Source organism: Streptomyces sp. JLBG701, assembly GCF_058544905.1.
This window is the reverse complement of the sequence record NZ_CM178588.1, coordinates 9334241-9356392: the sequence shown is the minus strand read 5'-3', so window position 1 is coordinate 9356392 and position 22152 is coordinate 9334241. Positions and strand designations below refer to the sequence as shown.

The window sequence follows — 22152 nt, the reverse complement described above, 5'->3', positions numbered from 1 at the left end:
GCCATGACCTTCACGGAGAAACTGCTGACCGTGCCGCCACCCATCGAGATCGCGGGCCGGCGCATCAAGCGCTACCACGTCACCGCCGACCCGGCCGGCATTGCGCCCGACGTCGAAAAGGCGGCGTACGCGATCCTGCCGGAGCTGCTGCCGGAGCCGGACGGCACTCCACCGGCGACGTTCGTCGTCCTGCACCGGGGCGCCGACGACGGCGCGTATCTCAACGCGTACAGCTGGGTGTGGGACAACGTCCTGCACTTCAGGGGCGCTTCGGCCGGCCAGCCGATGCTGGGCTGCCCGGACAACGACCCCACCCACTTCATGAAGCCCGACCTCCCTTGGATCGGCTGCGTCTGGGAGCTGCCCCCGATCCTGCACGAACGGGACGCCTGGGTACGGCACATGCTCGCACGCCAAGTCCCGGACATCGAGGCCTACTTGGCCGACTCCCTGCCCAACGGCACGACGGCGCTGCGCTGACGTGAACCGGGAGGTCGGCATTCTCAGCGCCGGTCAGCAACACTCAGCCCGTCTGGGGGTACCCCCTCTGGGGGAGTTTGAGGACGAGGCCCCTTCAGGGCCGAAGCGGGGGCCTGGGGGCGGCAGCCCCCAGCCACGGTCACGTCGACCAACCCGCACTCGAAAGCGCCGGCGTTACCCGGCCGGCTTCCTGAAGGCCCGCACACTGAACCACGGATCGGCGCGCCGCCGGTCCGGTTCCGGCAGGGCCTCCAGTCGTGCGGCGAACCCCTCCGTGAGCGGCATGCCGGGCGGTAGCTGGGTGAACCAGCCGCGTCGCAGATTGGCGGCCGTTCCGCGTGGGCTGCGGCCCTGTCCGTGTCCGGGAAAGCGGGACTGCCCGGCGGGGAGGAGGCCGTGCTCGGCGGCGCGCGCGGTGACGATCCCGGCGGCGTCCGAGGCGGGCCGGCGCGGGCGCGGGGCGAGCACCGCGTCGATGTCGCTGCCCACGTCGTGCGCGGCGGCCTTGTCGACGGTGGTGACGTACACCCCGCCGGGCCGCAGCACCCGGGCGCACTCGGCGACGACCGCCCGCACGTCGTCGGGTTCGTCGAGGAGGTGCAGCAGCCACACGCTCGCGACCGCGTCGAACGTACGGTCCGCGAACGGCAGCCGCCGACTGTCGGACAGGACGATCGCGCCAGGCAGGCGTACGGCGGCCATCCGGGCCATCCCGTACGTCAGGTCCGCGCCGGTCACCCGCAGCCCGGGCCGTGCCACCGCGAGACGCCGGGTCACGATCCCCGTGCCGCAGGCGACGTCGAGGAGCCGATCGGCACCCTCGGGGATCAGGCCGAGGACAGTGTCCGCGGCCGCGGCGGCCCGGGGTTCACCGCCGCGGGTGGCGTCGTAGTCGACGGCTTCCTTGTCGTAGTCCAGCACGCGGTTCCTTCTCCCAGTCCAGGACTCGGCTTCCTTCGCGTGGGCAGGCCCCGGTCACCGCACCCCGTGTCCGGCGGCCAGCTCCTCCACGCGGCGGGCGAGGCCGAAGTCGAGCTCGGTCACGGCCCCGCCCACGCTGTGCGTGTTCACGGACAGGGAGACGGTGTTGTAGCCGAGGGTGAGGTCCGAGTGATGGTCGAGCTCCTCCTGGACCTGGGCGATGTGGACCACCATCGCCATGGCCGCGAAATGCGAGCGCAACCGGTAGGAGCGGGCGATGCGGTCCCCGTCGAGCGACCAGCCCGGCAGCTCCGCGAGCCGGTCCTCGATCTCCTTCTGCGACAGCGGCTCGACAGCCATGGCCTCGCTCCTTCCCGGGTGCCTGCGGTCATCTTCAGCGTGCCACATCCGAGCCGCTGCGGCCCTGGTCAGGAGGGTGCCCGAGTGGTCGGCCCCGCATGGTACGCCGGGTCGTCGGCTACGGTCGTCCGTATGACCACCACCGCCGCGTCCGGGGCCGCCGTACCCGCCCACGGCAAGGGTGTCGGCCCATTGCTTCGGGCCTGGCGGGACCGGCGGCGGGTCAGTCAGCTGGAGCTGGCACTGCGTGCCGACTCCTCCGCCCGGCACATCGGCTTCATCGAGACGGGCCGTTCCCGGCCGAGCGAGGAGATGGTGCTACGGCTGTGGAATTCGCCCGACCTGCTGAGACGACCCAGCGCTGGACGTCCTGCGGGTGGGCATGGAGCGGCTGATCCAGGGCTACGAGCCCTACCCGGCGTTGTGGTCGACGCCTTGTACGAGGAGGTGGCGACGCATCCGGTACCGGACACCGCTGTTCCTGAGGACCAACCCGCCGAACCCGTCGTGTACTTCGTGCTCCCCATGCAGATCGAGCACGACGGCCGGATGCTGTCCTTCGTCTCGTCGATCTCCACCTTCAACCCGCCCCTGGACGTGACCGTCTCCGAACTGGCCGTCGAGACACTCCTCCCGGCCGACCCGGTGCCCGGGACCCGTTAAGCCCCACGACGCCGTCATCGAACAGGCCTGCGAACCCATCCCGGCAGGCGCCTCACCTTCACCCCTGTGAGAGTGCCGCGTGGACATGGCACACTGCCCGCATACTTCGGCGCGTAGGGGAGGCGTGGCGTGAGTGAGCGGCGGGCTGCGCCCACCGTTGGCCAGGTGGTGCTCGGCAGACGGCTCCAGGAGTTGCGCGAGGCGGCCGGCGTCAAGCGCGAGGAGGCCGCGAAGGTCCTTCGGGTGGCCTCGGCGACCGTACGGCGTATGGAGATGGCCGAGGTCGCGCTGAAGATCCCGTACGTGCAGGTGCTGTTGACGACGTACGGCGTGCCGGACGACGAGGCGGCCGTGTTCGTCGCGCTGACCGAGGAGGCCAACCAGCCGGGCTGGTGGCAGCGGTTCAACGACGTACTGCCGGACTGGTTCAGCCTGTACGTGAGCCTCGAAGGCGCCGCCCGCATGATCCGCTCGTACGAGCCGCACTTCGTGCCCGGGCTGCTCCAGACCGAGGACTACGCGCGCGCGGTGATGGACGCCGGGACCATCGGACAGACCAGCCCCGTGATGATCGAGCGGCACGTGTCCCTGCGGATGGCCCGGCAGCAGCTGCTGGAGAAGCCGAACGCGCCGCACCTGTGGACGATCATGGACGAAACGGTTTTGCGCCGTCCGGTGAGCGGACGCCCCGAGGTGATGCGCGATCAGCTCGACAAACTCCTGGAGTTCGCCGAGCGCGACCTGGTCACGCTCCAGATCGCCGAGTTCAAGGACGGCCCGCACCCGGGGACGTACGCGCCGTTCTCGCTGTTCCGCTTCGCCGAACCGGAGCTGCCGGACATGGTGTTCACCGAGTACCTGTCCGGCGCGCTCTACCTCGACTCCCGCAAGGAGGTCTCGGCGCATCTGGAGGTCCTGGACCACATGACGGCACGCGCCGCCTCGGCCCAGCGCACCAAGAAGATCCTGCGGGAGTACCGCGAGAACCTCTGACCACCCCGATAAGCAACACAACGCAGACGACACACGCCCCGCTCGACCCGTCCACCGCACCGCACCACACCGCCGTGAACCGCACCGCGAGGAGAATCGCCGCATGACCGGATCCGAGGCCGCACCCACCCACATCGACACCAGTCGGCCGCACCCGGCCCGTGTGTACGACTGGTGGCTGGGCGGCAAGGACAACTACCCGGTGGACGAGGAGCTGGCGCGCAAGATCCTCGCCGTGGACGGCACCGTGCTGCGCGGGGCGCGCGCCAACCGCCGGTACATGCAGCGGGCGACCCGTGCCGCCGCCGAGTCGGGGATCCGCCAGTTCCTGGACATCGGCACGGGCATCCCCACCGAGCCCAACCTGCACCAGGTCGCCCAAGGCGTCGCGCCGGACGCCAAGGTCGTGTACGCGGACAACGACCCGATCGTCCTGCGGCACGCGGAGGCGTTGCTGCACGGCTCACCGGAGGGCACCACCGAGTACGTGCACGCCGACGTCCGCGACCCCGACACGATCCTGAGCCTGGCCGCCGAGACCCTGGACCTCGCGCAGCCCGTCGCGCTGTCCCTGGTCGCGCTCACCCACTACCTGAGCGACGAGCCGGACGGCGACGACGTGCACGGCCTGCTGAAGCGGTACATCGACGCGCTCGCCCCGGGCAGCTACCTGGTTCTCTCCCAGGTGACCCCGGACCTCAACCCGGCGGCCATCGAGAAGGCGGCCGAGCACTTCCGGCGCAGCGGCACCCCCTTCTACCCCCGCTCGCTCCCCGAGTTCGCGCGCTTCTTCGAGGGTCTGGAGCTGCTGGGCCCCGGAGTGATCCCGGTGTCCGGCTGGCGCCCGGACCCGGAGGACGTGGCCCTCCAGGCGGAAGGCATCGTGCCCGTGTACGCGGGGGTCGCCCGCAAGGCCTGACCAGTACGGGAACCCGTACGGGTGCCGTGAACAGGTGCGCTCCCTTGCCGGCCCCTAGGTTGGAAGCCAGGGGCCGGCAAGGGAGCGCTTGTGACCGAAAGTGGCAGGAGCCACGACAAGGTCTTGAACCCTCCCCTGCCTGACGGCAGGGAGTTCCTGGCTCACGCTGCTCAGTCGCTCAGCGAGCGATCAAGTCTTACGCGATCATCACCAACCGGGTTGGAACCAGGCCGGTTGTCCCAAAGACCACGGGCGCTACTACGCCGGCTTGGTTCTCGCTCAGCACACGATCGGTTTACCAGCCGTCGCAGGCAGACCCAGCAGACGGACTACCCGCCGGTAGGCCCCGACCGCCCCGAGTACGAACCCCGCGGCGCCGCCTTCTCCTGGTACACGTACTCCCCCACCCGCGTGCGCTACCCGTACATCCGCGGTGTCCTCCTGGAGTTGTACCGCGAGGCCCTCACCCGCCTCGGCGACCCGGTCCTGGCCTGGGCGGACATCCAGGCCGACCCCGAGCGCCGACGCCGCTACCAGCAGGCCCGCGGCAAGGGTGGCCTGGTCCGCGCGACCTGGGACGAGGCGGTGGAGATCGTCGCCGCCGCACACGTCCACACCATCAAGGAGTACGGCCCCGACCGCATCGCCGGCTTCTCCCCCATCCCCGCGATGTCGATGGTGTCGCACGCGGCGGGCGCGAGATTCCATTCGTTGATCGGCGCGCCCATGCTGTCGTTCTACGACTGGTACGCCGACCTCCCGGTCGCCTCGCCGCAGGTCTTCGGCGACCAGACGGACGTACCGGAGTCGCGCGACTGGTGGGACGCCGCGTATCTGATGATGTGGGGCTCGAACGTCCCGGTCACCCGCACCCCCGACGCGCACTGGATGGCGGAGGCCCGCTATCGCGGCCAGAAGGTCGTGGTGGTCGCCCCCGACTACGCGGACAACGCCAAGTTCGCCGACGAGTGGCTGCACCCACACCCCGGCACGGACGACGCGCTCGCTCTGGCGATGGGCCACGTGATCCTCCTGGGCGACGAGCCGGAGAAGACGATCGCGGAGTCGGTAGGCATGACGACGACGGAGATCGAGGAGATGTACCGCCTGCTGGCGATCGCGAAGTACGAGGACCGCTACGTCATCCCGACGGCCGCCGTGGGCGACGCCCGCCGTCTGGAGGAGTCCGCCCTGCCGGACGACTGCAGCCTGGACTACGACGGCGGCCCCGGAATGGGCGGCGACGGCCCGTTCGGCCAGGACTCGGGCCGCAAGCAGCTGCCGCTGGTGTCGGTGGAGAACCTCCACGCGCTGCGCAAGCGACAGACATCCGACGAGGCGGAGGAAGAGACCTGATGCCAGGATTCGAGGTGCTGTACCAGGCGTCGGCACTCTGCCTGACGTACCCGGACGACGACTTCCGAGCCCGCCTGCCACTACTCCGCGAAGCGGCCCCACAACTACGGGAGTTCGTGGACCACGCGGCGATAACCCCCGCCCAGGAACTGGCCGCGCACTACGTCCAGGTCTTCGACTTCAAGAACCGCCACAGCCTGTACCTGAGTTGGTGGAACGACGGCGACACGAGGAGACGCGGCATGTCCCTGGTCCGCTTCAAGGAGGTATACCGAGCCCACGACTTGGAATTCACGGGCGAGGAACTCCCGGACTTTCTCCCGGCGGTACTGGAGTTCGCGGCCCGCACAGGCAACACGGACCTGCTGACGGACCACAGGGACGGCCTGGACCAACTCCGCGCCCGCCTGACGTCCTTCGGCACCCCGTACGCGTCGATATTGGACGCGGTATGCGCGACGCTGCCGCCGACAAGGGCGGGGGCCGCCCGATGAAGACATTCCTGTGGGCAGTCCTCCCGTACGTGGCCTTCGCCTCGCTCATCGCGGGCCTGATCTGGCGCTACCGCTACGACAAGTTCGGCTGGACAACCCGCTCGTCCCAGATCTACGAGTCACGACTCCTCAACATCGCGTCCCCGGCGTTCCATTACGGCATCTTGTTCGTGCTGGTGGATCCTGCTACTGATCTACCGCCGCCGCTCCCACCCCCGCCGCGTCCGGAGCGGGCGGGGTCCTGAGCTCTGTCTCCTGGAGGCTCCTGGTACGCCAGCCGTAGATCGTGCCGTGGTGCGGAGATTCGGTTGCGGCCACTGGTGATCACTGTGGGGAATGCGCTTCGCTCCGGTCGCTTACCCGACCGCCCACGCGGTGCCGACTCGGGTGGATACTGACTGAGTGCGCCAAGCATTCGTCCACGAAGCGATCGTGATCATGGAAGCGGGCGGCGATGCGCGAGCCCCAGGAGCGGCCATCACGGTCGCGCTCTGCGGGCACTGGGAGCACGAGCCGCCGTGCCCGCTCGCGCCGCACCACACCGCCGTGGAACGCTCCGGCGACAAGGTGCGACTACGAGTGCTGTTCGTAACCGAACCTGCGGCTGAGGCCGAAGTCCGCAGCCGGATCGAAGCAGCGTTGTCCCAGGCCGGCCTCGACAACCCGGACGGTGCCATCACGCGGTGGCAGTTCCGCAGCGCCCGGCCCGGCCTCGTCCGGGAGGATGAGGCCGGGCACGCCAGGCGACTCGTCCAGACCTAGAGAACGTCCTGAAGCCGGGCGCCACCCTGCCCGACGTCGGTGATGAGAACCGCAGTCGGCAGATCGGCTCCGCTACGACGGTCGTGAGCGCGGCCAGCGAGTGGAAGACGATCAAGCTGCCGTTCGGCTGAGCCGGGTCAGGGGCGGTGCACACCAACGCGGCCCACCCCTACGCCGCCCCACCCTTCGTATCCCTCTCCTCATCCACGATCTCCGCATCCACCACCCCCTCCTCATCCTGCGGCGACGCATGCTCCTCCCCGGGCGCCGCGTCCGAAGGGGCCTGCTGGGCGGCCTGGGCGTACATCGCCTGGCCCATCTTCTGGCTGACGGTGGCCAGTTTCTCGACTGCCGCCCGGAGGGCGACCGTGTCGGACTCGCGGTCCAGGAGGGACTTGACGTTCGTGATCTCCGATTCCACCTCGGACCTGGTGTCCGGCGGGATCTTGTCCTCGTTCTCGCGGATGAACTTCTCCGTCTGGTAGACGAGTTGTTCCGCCTGGTTGCGGGTTTCCGCCGCCTCGCGGCGTTTGCGGTCCTCGTCCGCGTACTGTTCGGCCTCGCGCATCATGCGGTCGATGTCGTCCTTGGGGAGGGCCGAGCCGCCCGTGACCGTCATCTTCTGTTCGCGGCCGGTCGCCAGGTCCTTCGCCGACACGTGCATGATGCCGTTGGCGTCGATGTCGAACGCGACCTCGATCTGTGGGACGCCGCGTGGGGCGGGCGGGAGGCCCGTGAGGTCGAAGACGCCCAGCTTCTTGTTGTAGGCGGCGATCTCGCGTTCGCCCTGGTAGACCTGGATGCCGACCGAGGGCTGGTTGTCGGTGGCCGTCGTGAAGATCTCCGAACGGCGGGTCGGGATCGTCGTGTTGCGTTCGATCAGCTTCGTCATGATGCCGCCCTTGGTCTCGATGCCCAGGGACAGCGGGGTGACGTCCAGGAGCAGGACGTCCTTCACATCGCCTCGGATCACGCCCGCCTGCAGCGCCGCGCCGACCGCCACCACCTCGTCCGGGTTCACGCCCTTGTGCGGGTCCTTGCCGGTCAGTTCCTTCACCAGGTCCGTCACCGCCGGCATCCGGGTCGAGCCGCCGACCAGGATCACGTGATCGATCACCGCGAGCTTGATGCCCGCGTCCTTGACCGCCTGGTGGAAGGGGGTCTTGCAGCGGTCGAGAAGGTCGGCGGTGAGCTCCTGGAACTGGGCGCGGGTCAGCTTCTCGTCAAGGTGGATGGGGCCCTCGGCGGAGGCGGTGATGTAGGGGAGGTTGACGGTCGTCTCGGAGGACGACGACAGTTCGATCTTCGCCTTCTCCGCGCCCTCCCGCAGGCGTTGCAGCGCCATCTTGTCGTTGCCGAGGTCGATGCCGTTCTGCCCCTTGAAGCGCTTGACCAGGTATTCGACCACCCGCTGGTCCCAGTCGTCACCGCCCAGGTGCGTGTCACCGTTGGTGGCCTTCACCTCGATGACGCCGTCACCGATCTCCAGCAGCGACACGTCGAAGGTGCCGCCGCCCAGGTCGAAGACGAGGACGGTCTGCTCCTCGCCCCGGTCGAGGCCGTAGGCGAGGGCGGCGGCCGTGGGCTCGTTGATGATCCGCAGGACCTTCAGGCCGGCGATCTCCCCCGCCTCCTTGGTCGCCTGGCGCTGGGCGTCGTCGAAGTAGGCCGGGACCGTGATCACGGCGTCCGTGACGTCCTCGCCCAGGTACGACTCGGCGTCCCGCTTCAGTTTCTGCAGGACACGGGCCGACAGCTCCTGCGCCTGGTAGCGGGTGCCGTCCACCGCGCCCTGGTCCGGGAAGCGCCAACTCGCCTCGCCCATATGGCGTTTCACCGAACGGGCGGTGCGCTCCACGTTCGTCACGGCCTGCCGTTTGGCCACCTCACCGACGAGCACCTCGCCGTTCTTGGCGAAGGCCACGACCGACGGTGTGGTCCTGGCCCCCTCCGCGTTGGCGACAACGGTGGCTTCGCCGCCCTCCAGGACGGCCACCACCGAGTTCGTGGTCCCGAGATCGATACCGACCGCACGTCCCATCGCCATCCCCTTCCGCCAGGGCGCTTCCAGGACTCCAGCACAAAACTTGAGTGCGCTCTTGTCAAGGGAGCGTAGAAGCAGACACCGGGGGAAGGGCGCCTGAGCGCGCGCTCAGGCCTTGTCCTCCGCGGCCGCCAGACCGCGGCCGCCGCCCGCGGCCCCGGCCTCCCCCGCAGCCCCTGCCTTCGGTGGCTGGTCCCGGAGAGATACCGCGCGCCGGGGCCGGTTCGTGATCAGTACGTCCACGCGCGGGTCGTCGAGGAAACGGCGCATCCTCGCCTCCTCGTCGACCGTCCACACCATCGTGAAGAGGCCGTGCCTTGCGGCCTCACGCAGCACATTGGCGCGCGCGAGCCGCTGGTGGACGGCGACACCGTGCGCCCCGCACGCGCGGATCCGCCGCATGGGGAACAGTTCGCCGAGCCGGGTGCCGGGCAGGCGCAGCAGCCCCGTCTCCCTGCGGTTGCGGCCCAGGGACAGGAGGGTGCGCACGCCGGGGAAGGTCTCCGTGATCGTGGCGATCGACGAGTCCTCCAGGGTCGTGGCGACGAAGCCGTCCACGCCGAGCAGGGCGATCGCGCGGTCGATCAGCTCACGCTCGTACCCGACCTCCTTCGGGTCCAGATGCCCGATCAGCTTGCCCGCGATCAGCGACATGACCTCGTCCACGACCGGTACCGGGTATCCGGCCCGGTCGCTCAGTTCCGCATGGGTGATACGGGACAGCAGCGGGCCCGTGTGAGCGACCCTGGCGTCGTGGTAGACGACGAAGACGCCGTCCGCCGTGCGCCGGATGTCGAACTCGACGTACTCCGCGCCCGACCGCAGCGCGTCCTCGTAGGCCTGCCACGTACCGGGGGTGGTCCTTTCGGATCCTCCCTTGTGCGCGGAGACAGCGGGTCGTCGCGGCATGGGCGGTCAACTCCCGGATGGATTGCGCGGAGGGGGAAGGGGAGCGGGAACGGGAGTGGGCAGCGGGACGGGGCCGTTGCCGGGCGGTGAGAGCACCGAGCCCGAGAACCCGCTGACCCGTCTGCGCAGGACGACTCCGATCACCGTCAGAACGATGAAGGGCAGCCAGGCCACCACGTACGCCACCCCGTACTCCCGCAGATCGAAGATGGAGCGGCCGGGGTCCACGTCCGTGGCGTTCACCCCGAAGTAGGCCAACAGCAGAGTGGCCGGCAGGGCGATCAGGGTGGCCACCGCGAGGAGGCCGGAGACAGTGCGCTCTCGGCGGTCGCCCCGTTCCGCGAGGGCCGCGTCGAGGGCCGCCGAGCGGGCGTTGATGACGGAGGTGAGGCGCTCGACCATGCGGGCCGAGTTGTCGAGGCTGTCGCGGATGCCGAGCGTGTCGCGCAGCGAGGCCTGGAAGCCCTCCATGAGCATCTCCGGGATCAACAGGCTGTCCACGTAGGCCTCGACGCCGAAGGCCAGGTCCAGTTGCAGTTCGTTCACCCCGGCCGAGAGACCCGAGATGAGCGAGCGGACCTCGTACGGCGAGTCCGTGGGCGCCTGTTCGTTGGCCCGCATCATGTCGAAGGCCGCGAGCCGGGTGCGCTGGAGGACGGCCAGGGCGGAGATCATGCCGAGGGCGACGAGGGTCAGGCCGTTCTCCACGTGCGGGGCCCAGCCGGCCAGCACGGAGACCCCGCGGCCGTGCGCGGACAGGGTTCCGCTGTGGTTCCGCAGGTTGGGCGGCATGGTGACGGTGAGCCGTGGGGTGCCGGGCGAGGGCATCCTGCCGCGGTAGACCATGTCGTTGAGGAGGACGGACAACCGCGTCTCGTCGTCGATGTCCACGCCGAGCAGGTCGTCCAGCAACTGGCCGCCGGGGAAGACGAGTTGATGCACGTTCTGTCCGAAGGCGAGGGGTTCGGGCGCGCCCAGCCGCTCGCTGAGCACGTCGAGCAGCGGCCTGCCGTCGAGTTCCATGGCGGCCCGGTCGAAACAGGTGGTGGCCAGCCAGGAGGCGAGGGCGCCCGAGGCGGTCTCCCCCTCGAAGTCGCAGTCGACGATCAGGGTCGCGTCACCGCGCGGGGTGGCCATGACCAGCACAGCGGCCGAGGCGAGGGCGAGCCCGTGGTCCGTGCCCGGTAGCCGCAGCGCCTGCGGGCTCACGGCCTCGGCCAGTACCGCCACGGGCAGCACCGCGTCGCTGGACACCAGGTGCGGCTCGAAGCGGCCGAAGTCCCAGCGGTCGACGAGCCGGCCCGCCCCGCCGCGCTCCGGTCGGATCCGGCCGGCCAGGCTGAACAACAGCAGGACGCGGGTGCGCTCGCGGATCGCCGAGTCGAGCACCGTCCCGTCGCTGGTCGCTCCCGGCACCATCCAAGTCCTTCCGACACCTGTGCGTACGACGTTCCTACCCCACCCAGGCCACGGCGACCCCGGACGAACAGCCGCGCGGACCACCTGCGACAGGCGGCCCACGCGACATACTGCTCGATGGTGGTGCGGCTCAGGCGAGCTTCGCGGACAGCGTGATCGGTACGGCCTTCAGGGCCTGGCTGACCGGGCAGTTGACCTTGGCGTCCTCGGCGGCGGCGACGAACCCGTCGTTGTCGAGGCCGGGCACCGTGCCCTCGACGGTGAGGCTGATGCCCGTGATGCCCTCACCCGGCTGGAAGGTGACGTCGGCCGAGGTGAGGAGCTTGGTGGCCGGGGTGCCCGCTCCCGCGAGGGCGTGCGACAGCGCCATGGAGAAGCAGCTGGAGTGCGCGGCGGCGATCAGCTCCTCGGGGCTGGTCTTGCCGCCCGCGTCCTGGGAGCGCGAGGCCCACGTGACCGGCTGCGCCTCGATGGCACCGGAGGAGTCGAAGTTGACGACACCGCTGCCCTCGAGAAGGCTGCCTTCCCAGACGGTGTGTGCGGAGCGCGTGGTTGCCACGATAAGTCCTTCCGAAATTCCGGCTGTGTCTTGTCCCTGCTGTGCCCATCCGATCACATTCCGGCTCACCGCACGTGGAACACCGGCCCACGTGCGGTGAACGGCAGTCGGGCGTCCTGGGGAACAGATAGGCGTGCTCGCGCCGCACCCGCAGCACGTCGCACCACCCGTCCGTGATCACCAGGATCGGCGCGCCGGGCGGGAAGTCGTCCGCGCGGTGCAGCAGGTCGATGCCCGGCTGCAGGACCGTACCGCCGCGGCCACGCACCCGTACGCGCCCCGCGATCTCCGTGACCGGGAGATAGCCCGCGTCGTGCGGTGCCGCGTCGCAGAAGACGACGCGTGCGGCCGGTACGTCACGGGCCTCGGCGTACGAGGCGATCGCGCCCAGCGCCTTGCCGAGGAGGGTGCGGCTCATGGAGCCGGAGGTGTCCAGGACGACGCCGAAGGTGCAGCGGGCGATCTCCTCGGGCGGGAAGTAGTGGCCCGCGCGCGGAATGTCGGGGGTCGAGGACTGGCGGCGCGAGGGACGGGCGTACGTCCGTACCGGCTCCGGGCGTGGCACGAGCTCGTCGAACCAGCGGGCGAGTTGGGCGTCCCACGGCAGCGGCGGATGGCTGAGCGCCCGGATCTCCTCGACCAGACCGCCGGGCAGGTATCCGCGTGCCTGCTGCTGGTGCAGGTCCAACCCCCGTGCCAGGCCTCGGCGGTAGAGGTCGTCGAGGTCGACGTAGTCGCGGGGCGGGCCGAGCGGGCCGCCGAGGATGTCGCCGGCGCCCTTGCCGCGCAGGGTGGACAGGCGGCGCATCCGGCGCAGGTCGCCGGCGATCCGGTCGTAGACCTCCTCGGCCGAGAGGTCCTTCAACTCCGGGTCGAACAGGAGGCCTTCGGGCATCGTGCCGATGTCCATCTCGCACAGCCAGCCGTTGATGACGTAGTCGGCGGCGATGTTGAAGAGGTACGGGTCGCGGGTGCCGCAGCGGTCTCCGTGGCGCAGGGCCGCGTGCAGCATTTCGTGGGCGAGGATGAACCGCCATTCCTCGTCCTCGAATTCGCGCAGCGGGTTGACGTAGATCTCGCCGGCCTCGGCGTTCACGGCCGCTACGGAGATGTCGTGGGCGCGGGCGAGTTCGGCGTCGGCGACCAGGGTGATGCCGGCCGCGATACCGCCGAGCAGCGGGTAGGAGGAGACGAACCAGCTCAGCGCCCGCTCCCACGGCTGGAGCCGGGTGGGGCCGCCGCGCATCGAGGCGCGGCGGCCGCCGGCCACGTCCATCGCGGTGGCCACGGTGCGGGTGAGGGCGTGTGCGAAGGCGAGCTGCCAGTTCGGCGGGGTGCCGCCCCGCCAGGTGTCCCAGGGCACGAGCAGCTGGTCCGGTTCGCCGCCCGCGGTACCGCAGCGGTCGTAGGCGGGCGGGATGCCGTCGCGGCGCCAGCGCGCGGCGAGCTGTTCCTCGTCGCCGTCGGGGTAGGACGGGGGCAGGTCCTCGGGGGTGGTGCCGACGGGGAAGCCGAGCAGGAAGCGGTTGACGACCGCGCAGCGGGCGGCGAGGTCGTAGCGGTCGGGCTGTTCGCGCCGGCCGGCCGCCGCCGGGACGTGGCCGAAGCCCAGGTGGATGACGCCGTGCGCGACGGCCCAGGCCCAGTCGGCGGGTTCGGCCCGGCGGGTGGGGTGGATGTGCAGCACGCCGTCGGAGTCGACGCGGACGAGGCCGTTCGTGGGGGCGTCCGCGCACTTCTCCTGGCGGCAGGTGCTGAAGCCGATGGCGGCGAGCGCCCGGTTGGCGCGCACCAGGCGCATGCCCTCGGCGAACGCCTCCGCAGCGAGGTCCTTCTTGGCCTTTTCCCGGCCACGGGCGCGGCTCACTGCCGCGCCTCCACCAGCCTCGGCATGTCGCGGGCCGCCTCGACCAGGAACCACGCCGGCAGCAGGGGGTTGCCGTCGGTGTCGGGGGCGATGACGCTCTGCGCGACCTCGACGGAGATCTCGGCGAGCTGCACGAGCAGGGACTTGGCGCGGTAGGCGGTCTGCTGGCCGTTCGCCGAGAGGTGGTCCTTGCTGGCGGGCAGCTCCTTGACGAGCCGGCCGCGGAAGGATTCGGCGAGGTAGTAGAGCAGGTCGCGGTCCTCCATGCGGTGGGGCCAGCGGGCGTCGCCCTTGATGATCGCCTCGATGCCGTACTGGCTGCGCACGATCTTGACGTAGCCGCAGAAGGCGACCGCGTGCGCGGGCGTCAGCGTGCCGTGCGCGATGACCTTCAGGGTCTCCTCGTCGAGGCCCTGGCCGAAGGAGTGCAGCGCGTCGGAGAGCATGTGCCAGGAGCGGGGCGTGGAGAACGGCTCCTCGGTCTTCGGCGGCTTGGACCACAGGTGGTCGGGCCGGTCGGTGAGGTGGTCGAGGATCCACGGGTGGATGCCGTTGCCTGCGGCCCAGCCGAGCCAGTCCTTGGCGGAGGCCTCCAGGTGGACATGGGCGAGGCGGTTGACCAGCGCGGAGGCGATCGGGCGGGCGAGCGCGTTGTCGGTCGCGCGGTTTCCGGCGCCGATGACGATCGAGCCCTGGGGCAGCTCGTAGTTGCCGATACGGCGGTCGAGGATGAGGGAGTAGAACGCCTTCTGCACATCGGGCGTGGCCGCGTTCAGCTCGTCCAGGAACAGGCAGTACGGCTCGTCGCGGGCGATGGCCTCCGGCGGGCAGAACACGGACCGCCCGTCACGGATCTGCGGCACGCCGATCAGGTCCTCGGGGGCGAGCTGCGTACCGAGCAGACTCACGCATTCCAGACCCAGCGACTCGGCGAACTCCCTTACCAGGGAGGACTTTCCGATGCCGGGAGCGCCCCAGAGGAAGACGGGACGCACGGTCGCGAGGCCGAGCAGCAGTTCGGGTATGCGGGCGGGAGTGACGGTGACAGCTGCTTGCAAGCAGCGGCTCCTTGAGAGGTTCGAGAAGGGCCGAATGCGAACAGTGTGTGCCTACGACTCCCCCGGCGCACCCGGTTTTCAGGCGACCCGCTCCTCGGGCTCCGCCTCCAGCGGCACCTGCGGACCGTCCGACTCGCGCAGCCAGCGTCGCAGGACGCGGTGGATGTGCTCGGCGCCCACGAGTTCCTCCCCGTCCTCGACCGACATGGAGAAGGCGAACGGCGACAGCAGGAACGGTCTGCCCTGGGCGCCGCCGAGGCCGCCGTGCGAGCCGATCTGCTCCTCGAAGGCGAGGACCTCGCCGTCGGCGGGGTCGTACCAGGAGTTGACCATGATGTCGGCGGTGTGCGGGAAGGAGTGGGTGCGGCGGACGACGTCGGCGGCGCCGGGCCCGAAGTCGGCGAGCGGGCCTGGCCGTTCGCCGAGCTGGTCGAGCGGGATCTCGGCGCCGTGCGCGCCCAGCACGACCCCGCCGTGCTCCTCACTCCGTACGAGGACGAAGCCGACGCCGGGATGGTTGGCGAGCGTCGTCAGCAGCGCGGGGTGGCGGGCGTCGATCTCCTCCTTGCTCATCCGGTGCGGCACGTCCGGGAAGGAGATCAGCCCGAGGTTGCCGGAGGCCAGCACGATCGGCTCCGAGCGGCGCGAGGGGCGGTACTCCTCGCGCCCCTCCTCGACGGGCCGCCGCAGCGCGGCGCGCACGGACGCACGCGCCTCGGCCCCGCTGTGGGTGCGTCGCGCCTTGCGCGGTACGGGCAGCCCGCAGCCGGCCCGCACGAGGTCGCCGAGGGAGAGGCCGTAGCGGCCGCGGAAGGTCTCGCCGGGGCTCTGGCCGTGGTCGGAGAGAACGACCATCCGGTACGGGCGCGGGGCGTGCTCGGCGACCTTGCCGATCAGCGCGAGCGAACGGTCCAGGCGCTGGAGCACCTGCTCGGTGTCGCGGCTGTGCGGCCCGGAGTGGTGCGCCACTTCGTCGTACGCGACGAGGTCGGCGTAGACCGCGCTGCGCCCGGCGAGCAGGTCGCCCATCACCGCGGCGACGACGACGTCCCGCTCGACGACGGTCGCGAAGGCGCGGATGAGGGGGTAGAGGCCGCCGCGCTTGACGCGGGGGCGCTGCTTGCGGGCGCGGGCCCGGAGGGACTGGCCGATCTCGCGGCCGACCTCGGCGACGAAGGACAGGGCGGTGCGGACGGCGTTGGCGGGGTCGGAGAAGTACGCGAAGTAGCCCGCCCGGGAGCGGTTCTCCTTGCCGCGTCGGCGGGTGGCGATGGACAGCACGAGGGCCTGTTCGTCGGCGCCGCCGCTGAAGAGGTTGCCGCGGCTGGCGCCGTCGAGGGTGAGGAGGCCGCCGTCGCCGGTGAACTCGACGGCGCGGTGCTGGAGTTCGGCGGCGCTGGCCGGGCGGTTGCAGACCATCACCTCCTGGTTGTCCTTCTCGTACCAGCGGAAGGCGGGGATGTCGTGGTTGCTGCCGTGCAGGATGCCGAGCTGGCTCGCGCCGGTCTGACTGGACCAGTCGGTGCGCCAGGGGGTGAGCCGGTGGGTGGCCCGGCCCTCGGCGCCGAGCCACCGGGCGACGGTCGGCATCAGCCCCTTGCCGATCGCGTCGAGCAGGACGTCGTGGCCGACGCCGTCGAGCTGGAGGAAGAGGGTGCCGGGGCTGGACGGGCCCGGGGGCAGTGCTCTGCGGCGGCGGTCGGCGAGGCGGTAGAGCCTGCGCCGGTAGGCGTCGTCGTCGCGCACGGCCAGGGCACCGCCGGTGGCGGAGGCGACGGCGGACATCACCGCGGCGACGACGACAGCGGTCTCGGGTGCCACCTCGCCGCGTCCGGACGGGTTGATGCGCAGGGCGATCAGCAGCAGCGACCCGTTGAGCGCGAAGACGAGCAGCCCAAGGACGAGCGCGGGCACGAGCAGCAACAGCCGGACCAGGAGGGGCCAGACGAGCGCCGACAGCAGACCGAAGGCACCGGCGCCGAGAGCCGCCGTGACGGCGATACGGGTGGCGCTGTCGCCGTCCGGCGACTGGAGCTGGAAGTCCGGCAGGACGCCGGCGAGTACGAGCATGGTGACCGTGGAGACGGCCCACACCGCGACGCTCCGCCCGACCTGGCTGACGACCCGCCGCCAACGCCCTCCGCCCACGCCCAGCACACCTCACGTCCCGGCCCGTCGTCCGCGTGGGCCTGTACCCACAGTGTCACAACGGCTGGGGGCAGCCCTTTGTCACCCGGACCCGGCCCGCTCTAGCGACCGTCGTACCCCGCCGTCGGCATCGACAGCCGCCGGTGCACACGCGCCTTCATCTGGGCGTCGTACGCCGGTTCCGCCCGCCCGACCGTCTCGACCCGCACCCCGCGCCGCGCGCACTCGGCGGTGAACTCCTCGACGGACGCCAGCGCGCTCTCCAGGACCCGGCGGCTGGGCGCGACGAACAGGTCGAGGCCGGGGCGGACGCCTTCCCACAGGGCGCTGTGGTCGGGGCGCAGCCCGCGGACGAGGAGTTCCCGGGTGACGACATAGCCCCGCTCGGCAGCCCAGCGGGCGCACATCGCGTGCTGGCTGCGGGAGTCCACGAGGAAGGGATCGTCGTCCAGTTCCTCCAGCGGTGTCAGACTCGCGATCGCCGTGACACGGACCGGTGTCGCCGCTGACCCGCCGGGGGCACCCCGTACCTGTCCCATGGCGTCCCCCTCACCTCCGGGTTTCAGGCGCCGAGACTACTCCTGCCCGTAGGCTTCGGGGGAGTCGCGCGAAGGAGGCAAAGAGGTGCCGGTGGAGATCACCTGGTGGGGTCACGCCACCTGCACGGTCGAGGACTCGGACGTACGGGTGCTCACCGACCCTCTGTTCGCCCGCCGGCTCGCGCATCTGCGCCGGCGCCGCGGGGCGGTGCCGGCGCCCGACGCCTGGCGCGCGGACGTGGCGCTCGTCTCCCATCTGCACGCCGACCACCTGCACCTTCCCTCGCTGGCGAAGCTTGCCGAGGGCACGCGCCTGCTCGTGCCCCGGGGCGCACGACGGGCGGTACCGGGGCTGCGTCGGCTCGGCCACCTCCAGGTCAGCGAGGTGGAGGCCGGCGACGAGACCCGGGTCGGCGCCCTTGTCGTACGGGCCGTGCCCGCGCGGCACGACGGGCGGCGGCTGCCGGTCGGGCCGCACCGCTCCCCCGCTCTCGGCTATGTCGTCGAGGGCGAGGCACGAACGTACTTCGCCGGGGACACCGGTCTGTTCGACTCCATGGCGAAGGAGGTCGGTCCGGTCGACGTGGCGCTGCTGCCGGTGGGCGGCTGGGGGCCGTATCTCGGCGAGGGGCATCTGGACGCGGGGCGGGCCGCCGAGGCGCTGGCCCGGCTGGCGCCGCTGAGCGCTGTTCCGGTGCACTACGGCACGTACTGGCCGATCGGGATGGATGCCGTGCGCCCCCATGAATTCCACACGCCGGGCGACGAGTTCGTGCGCCTCGCCGCCGAGTACGCGCCCGGGGTCGCCGTGCACCGGCTCGGGCACGGGGAGAGTGTGCGCCTGGAGGTCGCACGGTGACGCTGCTCGCCGTGGCCTCTACGGCCGTGACGCCGGAGAGCACCCAGCAGGCGATCGGCTATCCGTCGCTGTTTCTGCTGGTGTTCTTCGGGGCGTTGGTGCCGGTGGTGCCTACGGGGGCGCTGGTGAGTTCGGCGGCCGTGGTGGCGTTTCATCAGACGGCGCCGTTCGCGCTGGCGTTGGTCTTTGTGACGGGGGCGCTGGCCGCGTTTCTCGGTGACGTGACGTTGTACTGGCTGGGGCGGCGGGGGATGGGGTCGAAGAACGGGTCGCGGTGGCTGGAGGCGATTCGCTCGCGCGCGCCTGAGGAGCGGCTTGCGCAGGCGCAGGTGCGTCTCGCGGATCACGGGGTTGCGGTGCTGGTGTTGTCTCGGCTGGTGCCGGCCGGGCGGATTCCGGTGATGCTGGCCTGTTTGATTGCCAAGTGGCCGTTGCGTCGGTTTGCTCGGGGCAATCTGCCTGCCTGTCTGGCGTGGGCTGTGACGTACCAGTTGATCGGGATCCTCGGTGGGTCGCTGTTCAATGAGCCCTGGGAGGGCGTGGTTGCGGCGGTCGCGCTGACCGTTGCGATCAGCGCGGCGCCTAGCGTTTGGAAGCGGGTTCGATCTGCTGGGTGACGGTGCATTGCGGAGTGCGGGATTCGTTGTGGCTGGTCGCGCAGTTCCCCGCGCCCCTAGGTGAGCTGCAGTACCCGTGAGCCTCCAACTGGAAGGTCCCACAGGTTCTCTCTCGCCAGGCCCGCCTTCTCCCACGCCGCCCTCGCCCGCGTGAGCGGCTCAAGAACCGGCTCCGCCGACAGGACGAACGTTGCCCAGTGCATGGGGGCCATCCGTTGTGCGCCCAGGTCCTGGGCCGCCCTTACCGCCTCCTCCGGGTCGCAGTGGACGTCGCTCAGCCACCAGCGTGGGTTGTAGGCGCCGATGGGGAGCAGGGCCAGGTCGATGCCGGGGTAGCGGCGGCCGATGCGGGAGAACCAGTGGCCGTAGCCCGTGTCGCCCGCGAAGTAGACGCGCTGGCCGTCGGAGGCCGTCAGGACCCAGCCGCCCCAGAGGGAGTGGCAGGTGTCGGTGAGGCTGCGCTTGGACCAGTGGTGGGCCGGGACGAAGTCGAAGCGGACGCCGTCCAGTTCGGCCGCCTCCCACCAGTCCAGCTCGGTGACGCAGGTGAACCGGCGGCGACGGAACCAGGTGCCGAGGCCGGCCGGCACGAACACCGGGGTGTCGCGCGGGAGCCGGCGCAGTGTGGGGGCGTCCAGGTGGTCGTAGTGGTTGTGGCTGATGACGACCGCGTCGACGCGCGGCAGTGTGCTCCAGGCGACGCCGACGGGGGTGATGCGGGCCGGGGTGCCGAGGATCCGGCGGGACCAGACGGGGTCGGTGAGGACGGTGAGCCCGCCGATGCGGACCACCCAACTGGCGTGGCCCGCCCAGGTGACGGCGACCGTGCGCGCGTCCACGCGGGGCAGCGGGCCCGGTTCGAAGGGCAGCCGTGGGATGTCGGCGAGGCCTTCGGGGCTCGGCCGCACGGAGCCCTCGCGGGCGAAGCGGGCGACGGCCTTGAGGCCGGGGAGGGGCGCGGTCAGGCGGTCGTGGAAGGTCCTCGGCCATACGCGCCGCTCGCCCAGAGGGAGGGGGTCGGCCAGTGGCGGGGAAGGGGGCGCGAAGGGGGGTATGGGTGCCGTGGCTGTCGGGTCGCCGGGGGCGTGCGGGGACGTGGGCGGGGTGGTCGCGGTGGCCGTGGTCGACTCGGACTGCTGCGTCATCGAGGAGGCTCCCATCGCTGAGCGTCGTCGCGGAGATCGTCGAAGACCGACGTCACATGGATCAACGCGCGTTGCACGTGTGGCAGTTCCAACGGCAAGGGTGACATGAGGCATTCCGCGCGTTCCGCATCAGTTCCGGCCAGCAACGCGCCCGTGGACAACCGCACGCGCAGCGCCCCGAGATCGTCGCCGAAGCGGTGGCCCCCCGGCGCGGGCATGCCGAGCCGGACGGCGAGGAAGTCCTCCAGATCCTGCGCGTCGCCGACGCCGTGCGCGGTGAGCGCGGTACGCAGCGGGCCGAGGTCGACATACAGATGGCGGCCGGCCTGCGGGGGCCGGGCGAGGGCGCCCGCGGAGACGACGGCCCGGTGCGCGGCGGCGGCCACGCGCGCGTGCAGGCCTACGGCGGCGGCCAGCCGCGCGGTGACCGGCTCGGGCTCTGAGAGCGCGTATGCGGCCGCCTCGGCGACCGGGGCGGCGACGCAGGCGCCGAGCGCGGTGAGCACGTCGAGCACGCGCGCGTGCAGCCCGTCCCCGGTGTCGCCCGCCGGGAACCTGGCCACCGCCGCCGGCCAGCCCGACGGCAGCAGGGCGCCGGCCAGGTCGGTGACGACGGTGACCCGGTCGGGCAGCATCTCGGCGGGGCTGAGCAGCACGGTGGCGTGCGGGGCGTGCACGGTGTCGCGCCAGGTCTCGTCGCTGACCAGGTGCAGCCCCTCACCGGTGGCGGCCTCGATGGCCTCGTGCAGCACCTCGGGCGGTGCCACGGTGGCGGTGGGGTCGTCGGCGACGGACAGCACGAGCAGCCGCGGATCACCGCCCTCATCACGCACCCGGCGCACGGTCTCCAGCAGGGCGTAGGGATCCGGGACACCCCCGCATTCGACCGGTGTCGGCACATGGAACACGGGTCTTCCCAACAGGCGTGCGTACGGCGCCCACCAGGCGGCACAGGGCCGCGGGACCAGGACGTCACCTCCGATGGCGGCGGTCAGCGCGACCAGCAGCGCGGGCGCGCCCGGGGTGGCGGCCACCCGGTCCGGCTCGGCGGGCAGGCCACGCCGGGCCCAGTACCCGCACGCGGCCTCCCGGAGACCGAGCCCGCCGCCGACCGGCTCGGCCCCGGCGCGGGAGGCGGCCGCGGCGAGCACCGCGGAGAGCTCGGGCAGCACGGGCAGCCCGTCCTCGGGAAGAGGCGGCCCGAAACGGACGGGCCCATGCCCTTGAAGGTCCGTCCGCCGCATCCGTACCTCCGCAGTGGTTCGTCTCAGTGGTCCCTGCGACGCGGTCCTACCCTCAGGCGTCGGCCCCGGGCCCCCTGCGGCGCACCCGGTAGGCGGCGCCACCGAGCGCACCCGCGATCAGCACACCCCCCGCGACCAGCGCCGGAACGGAACCGGTGAAGGCACCGCCCTCCCCGGCCCGCACCCCACGCTGAATCACGGCCGCCTCACAGGACTCGGTACGTGGCTCCACGCACTCCCGGCCGCCGTCACTCCCCCCGGACACCGACACCGTGAACGTCGCACTCCACTGCTTCTCCTGCCCACCGTGCGCCCCCGGACAGGTCCCGTCGACGGTCCACGCGGAATGCTTGCTCAGCGGGGCGCCCTCGAAGTCACCGGCGGGGGCGATTCGCGCGGTGCCGCGATAGGCAGGCCCGGAGGCGGGGTCCTCGTTCCCGGTGACCAGCCGCAGCGAAGCAGTCCCCTCGTCGAAGGCCTGAGAGGTGGCGTCGATACTCTCGGCCGCCTGCCCACCCCCCGCATCACAGGACACGGAAACGGTCACACTCCCACCCGGAGAAGCACTGCCAGGACTGACCTCGGCGGCGGGATCCGCGGCCACGGCGGAACCGCCGGCACTCAAGGCAACACCAACCAACACGGAGACGGACAGGACACGGGCGGCGATGCGGCACATGGACCGAGCTCCTAAGACGGACGGCTGCGGGAAGGACGTACACACCCATCACAGCCCGCCGACCGACACCCCGCGCGCGCCCACCCCCCATTGGCGGGCGTCAAAGGGGCCGAGCGA

19 protein-coding genes and 4 pseudogenes are annotated in these 22152 nt (G+C 71.2%); 10 read left to right on the top strand and 13 right to left on the bottom strand.

The window, feature by feature from the left end; all coding sequences use genetic code 11:
• Nucleotides 1–3: 3 nt before the first annotated feature.
• Complete coding sequence (locus AC5DRG_RS42880) at nucleotides 4–480, top strand: hypothetical protein (RefSeq protein WP_491805265.1); 477 nt, start codon at nucleotides 4–6, stop codon at nucleotides 478–480.
• Between the two features lie 174 nt (nucleotides 481–654).
• On the opposite strand, the gene AC5DRG_RS42875 is transcribed toward AC5DRG_RS42880, so the two are convergent.
• Both AC5DRG_RS42875 and AC5DRG_RS42870 read right to left on the bottom strand, forming a co-directional pair.
• Nucleotides 655–1401, bottom strand: a complete 747-nt coding sequence (locus tag AC5DRG_RS42875; protein WP_491805264.1) for a class I SAM-dependent methyltransferase — start codon at nucleotides 1399–1401, stop codon at nucleotides 655–657.
• Between the two features lie 54 nt (nucleotides 1402–1455).
• The gene (locus tag AC5DRG_RS42870; RefSeq protein WP_491805263.1) at nucleotides 1456–1761 is read right to left on the bottom strand and encodes a 4a-hydroxytetrahydrobiopterin dehydratase; all 306 of its coding nucleotides are present in this window, start codon (nucleotides 1759–1761) and stop codon (nucleotides 1456–1458) included.
• A 132-nt stretch (nucleotides 1762–1893) separates the two neighbouring features.
• Between AC5DRG_RS42870 and AC5DRG_RS42865 the strand changes: the two are divergent.
• The 7 genes and pseudogenes from AC5DRG_RS42865 (at nucleotide 1894) to AC5DRG_RS42835 (ending at nucleotide 6948) form a co-directional block, all read left to right on the top strand.
• Nucleotides 1894–2424: pseudogene (locus tag AC5DRG_RS42865) on the top strand (helix-turn-helix domain-containing protein).
• A gap of 129 nt (nucleotides 2425–2553) precedes the next feature.
• On the top strand, nucleotides 2554–3417 hold the full coding sequence (locus AC5DRG_RS42860) for a Sco1979 family transcriptional regulator (protein ID WP_491805262.1): 864 nt from the start codon (nucleotides 2554–2556) through the stop codon (nucleotides 3415–3417).
• A 103-nt stretch (nucleotides 3418–3520) separates the two neighbouring features.
• Nucleotides 3521–4336 (top strand): SAM-dependent methyltransferase, encoded by an 816-nt coding sequence (locus tag AC5DRG_RS42855; protein WP_491805261.1) that lies wholly within the window; start codon nucleotides 3521–3523, stop codon nucleotides 4334–4336.
• A gap of 312 nt (nucleotides 4337–4648) precedes the next feature.
• Nucleotides 4649–5692 (top strand): annotated as a pseudogene (locus AC5DRG_RS42850) (molybdopterin-dependent oxidoreductase); the annotation flags it as partial.
• Complete coding sequence (narJ, locus tag AC5DRG_RS42845; RefSeq protein ID WP_491805260.1) at nucleotides 5692–6186, top strand: nitrate reductase molybdenum cofactor assembly chaperone; 495 nt, start codon at nucleotides 5692–5694, stop codon at nucleotides 6184–6186. The pseudogene AC5DRG_RS42850 and the gene narJ, both read left to right, overlap by 1 nt.
• Nucleotides 6183–6362, top strand: a pseudogene (locus AC5DRG_RS42840) (respiratory nitrate reductase subunit gamma); the annotation flags it as partial. The gene narJ and the pseudogene AC5DRG_RS42840, both read left to right, overlap by 4 nt.
• 226 nt (nucleotides 6363–6588) lie before the next feature.
• Complete coding sequence (locus AC5DRG_RS42835) at nucleotides 6589–6948, top strand: hypothetical protein (RefSeq protein WP_491805259.1); 360 nt, start codon at nucleotides 6589–6591, stop codon at nucleotides 6946–6948.
• Between the two features lie 169 nt (nucleotides 6949–7117).
• Here AC5DRG_RS42835 and dnaK read toward each other — a convergent pair whose 3' ends face one another.
• The 8 genes and pseudogenes from dnaK to AC5DRG_RS42795 form a co-directional block, all read right to left on the bottom strand.
• The gene (gene dnaK, locus AC5DRG_RS42830) at nucleotides 7118–8989 is read right to left on the bottom strand and encodes a molecular chaperone DnaK (protein ID WP_491805258.1); all 1872 of its coding nucleotides are present in this window, start codon (nucleotides 8987–8989) and stop codon (nucleotides 7118–7120) included.
• A 111-nt stretch (nucleotides 8990–9100) separates the two neighbouring features.
• Entirely contained in the window at nucleotides 9101–9901 is an 801-nt protein-coding gene (locus AC5DRG_RS42825) for a glycerophosphodiester phosphodiesterase family protein (protein WP_491805257.1), read from the bottom strand.
• Nucleotides 9902–9907: 6 nt separating this feature from the next.
• Entirely contained in the window at nucleotides 9908–11320 is a 1413-nt protein-coding gene (locus AC5DRG_RS42820) for a magnesium transporter CorA family protein (RefSeq protein WP_491805256.1), read from the bottom strand.
• Nucleotides 11321–11450: 130 nt separating this feature from the next.
• Entirely contained in the window at nucleotides 11451–11879 is a 429-nt protein-coding gene (locus AC5DRG_RS42815; protein WP_491805255.1) for an OsmC family protein, read from the bottom strand.
• A gap of 65 nt (nucleotides 11880–11944) precedes the next feature.
• Nucleotides 11945–13680 (bottom strand): annotated as a pseudogene (locus AC5DRG_RS42810) (vWA domain-containing protein).
• 62 nt (nucleotides 13681–13742) lie between these two features.
• Nucleotides 13743–14804 (bottom strand): ATP-binding protein, encoded by a 1062-nt coding sequence (locus tag AC5DRG_RS42805; protein WP_491805254.1) that lies wholly within the window; start codon nucleotides 14802–14804, stop codon nucleotides 13743–13745.
• A 78-nt stretch (nucleotides 14805–14882) separates the two neighbouring features.
• Nucleotides 14883–16961, bottom strand: coding sequence for a phage holin family protein (locus AC5DRG_RS42800; RefSeq protein WP_491805253.1), 2079 nt, complete (start codon nucleotides 16959–16961; stop codon nucleotides 14883–14885).
• A gap of 92 nt (nucleotides 16962–17053) precedes the next feature.
• On the bottom strand, nucleotides 17054–17491 hold the full coding sequence (locus AC5DRG_RS42795) for a hypothetical protein (RefSeq protein ID WP_491805252.1): 438 nt from the start codon (nucleotides 17489–17491) through the stop codon (nucleotides 17054–17056).
• A gap of 85 nt (nucleotides 17492–17576) precedes the next feature.
• On the opposite strand from AC5DRG_RS42795, the gene AC5DRG_RS42790 reads away from it, so the two are divergent.
• The gene (locus AC5DRG_RS42790) at nucleotides 17577–18350 is read left to right on the top strand and encodes an MBL fold metallo-hydrolase (protein ID WP_491805251.1); all 774 of its coding nucleotides are present in this window, start codon (nucleotides 17577–17579) and stop codon (nucleotides 18348–18350) included.
• The gene (locus AC5DRG_RS42785; RefSeq protein ID WP_491805250.1) at nucleotides 18347–18967 is read left to right on the top strand and encodes a DedA family protein; all 621 of its coding nucleotides are present in this window, start codon (nucleotides 18347–18349) and stop codon (nucleotides 18965–18967) included. The genes AC5DRG_RS42790 and AC5DRG_RS42785 overlap by 4 nt, the downstream gene beginning before the upstream one ends.
• Before the next feature lie 56 nt (nucleotides 18968–19023).
• Here the strand turns inward: AC5DRG_RS42785 and AC5DRG_RS42780 are convergent, their stop codons facing one another.
• From AC5DRG_RS42780 to AC5DRG_RS42770, 3 genes are read right to left on the bottom strand one after another with little or no spacing between them, the layout of a single operon-like run.
• Nucleotides 19024–20112 carry an MBL fold metallo-hydrolase gene (locus AC5DRG_RS42780; RefSeq protein WP_491805249.1) on the bottom strand — a complete coding sequence of 363 codons (1089 nt, stop codon included), beginning with the start codon at nucleotides 20110–20112 and terminating at the stop codon, nucleotides 19024–19026.
• Complete coding sequence (locus tag AC5DRG_RS42775; protein WP_491805248.1) at nucleotides 20109–21356, bottom strand: aminotransferase class I/II-fold pyridoxal phosphate-dependent enzyme; 1248 nt, start codon at nucleotides 21354–21356, stop codon at nucleotides 20109–20111. Before AC5DRG_RS42775 ends, AC5DRG_RS42780 begins: the two co-directional genes overlap by 4 nt.
• A 52-nt stretch (nucleotides 21357–21408) precedes the next feature.
• Nucleotides 21409–21903: a hypothetical protein gene (locus AC5DRG_RS42770; RefSeq protein ID WP_491805247.1), complete on the bottom strand. Its 495-nt coding sequence runs from the start codon at nucleotides 21901–21903 to the stop codon at nucleotides 21409–21411.
• Nucleotides 21904–22152: the final 249 nt, after the last annotated feature.

Bases quoted from the DNA above. Each gene is read 5' to 3' on its own strand.
- AC5DRG_RS42795 (WP_491805252.1), bottom strand. From the start codon at position 17,491: ATGGGACAGGTACGGGGTGCCCCCGGCGGGTCAGCGGCGACACCGGTC.
- AC5DRG_RS42880 (WP_491805265.1), top strand. From the start codon at position 4: ATGACCTTCACGGAGAAACTGCTGACCGTGCCGCCACCCATCGAGATC.
- AC5DRG_RS42820 (WP_491805256.1), bottom strand. From the start codon at position 11,320: ATGGTGCCGGGAGCGACCAGCGACGGGACGGTGCTCGACTCGGCGATC.
- dnaK (WP_491805258.1), bottom strand. From the start codon at position 8,989: ATGGGACGTGCGGTCGGTATCGATCTCGGGACCACGAACTCGGTGGTG.
- AC5DRG_RS42855 (WP_491805261.1), top strand. From the start codon at position 3,521: ATGACCGGATCCGAGGCCGCACCCACCCACATCGACACCAGTCGGCCG.
- AC5DRG_RS42780 (WP_491805249.1), bottom strand. From the start codon at position 20,112: ATGACGCAGCAGTCCGAGTCGACCACGGCCACCGCGACCACCCCGCCC.
- narJ (WP_491805260.1), top strand. From the start codon at position 5,692: ATGCCAGGATTCGAGGTGCTGTACCAGGCGTCGGCACTCTGCCTGACG.
- AC5DRG_RS42870 (WP_491805263.1), bottom strand. From the start codon at position 1,761: ATGGCTGTCGAGCCGCTGTCGCAGAAGGAGATCGAGGACCGGCTCGCG.
- AC5DRG_RS42825 (WP_491805257.1), bottom strand. From the start codon at position 9,901: ATGCCGCGACGACCCGCTGTCTCCGCGCACAAGGGAGGATCCGAAAGG.
- AC5DRG_RS42775 (WP_491805248.1), bottom strand. From the start codon at position 21,356: ATGCGGCGGACGGACCTTCAAGGGCATGGGCCCGTCCGTTTCGGGCCG.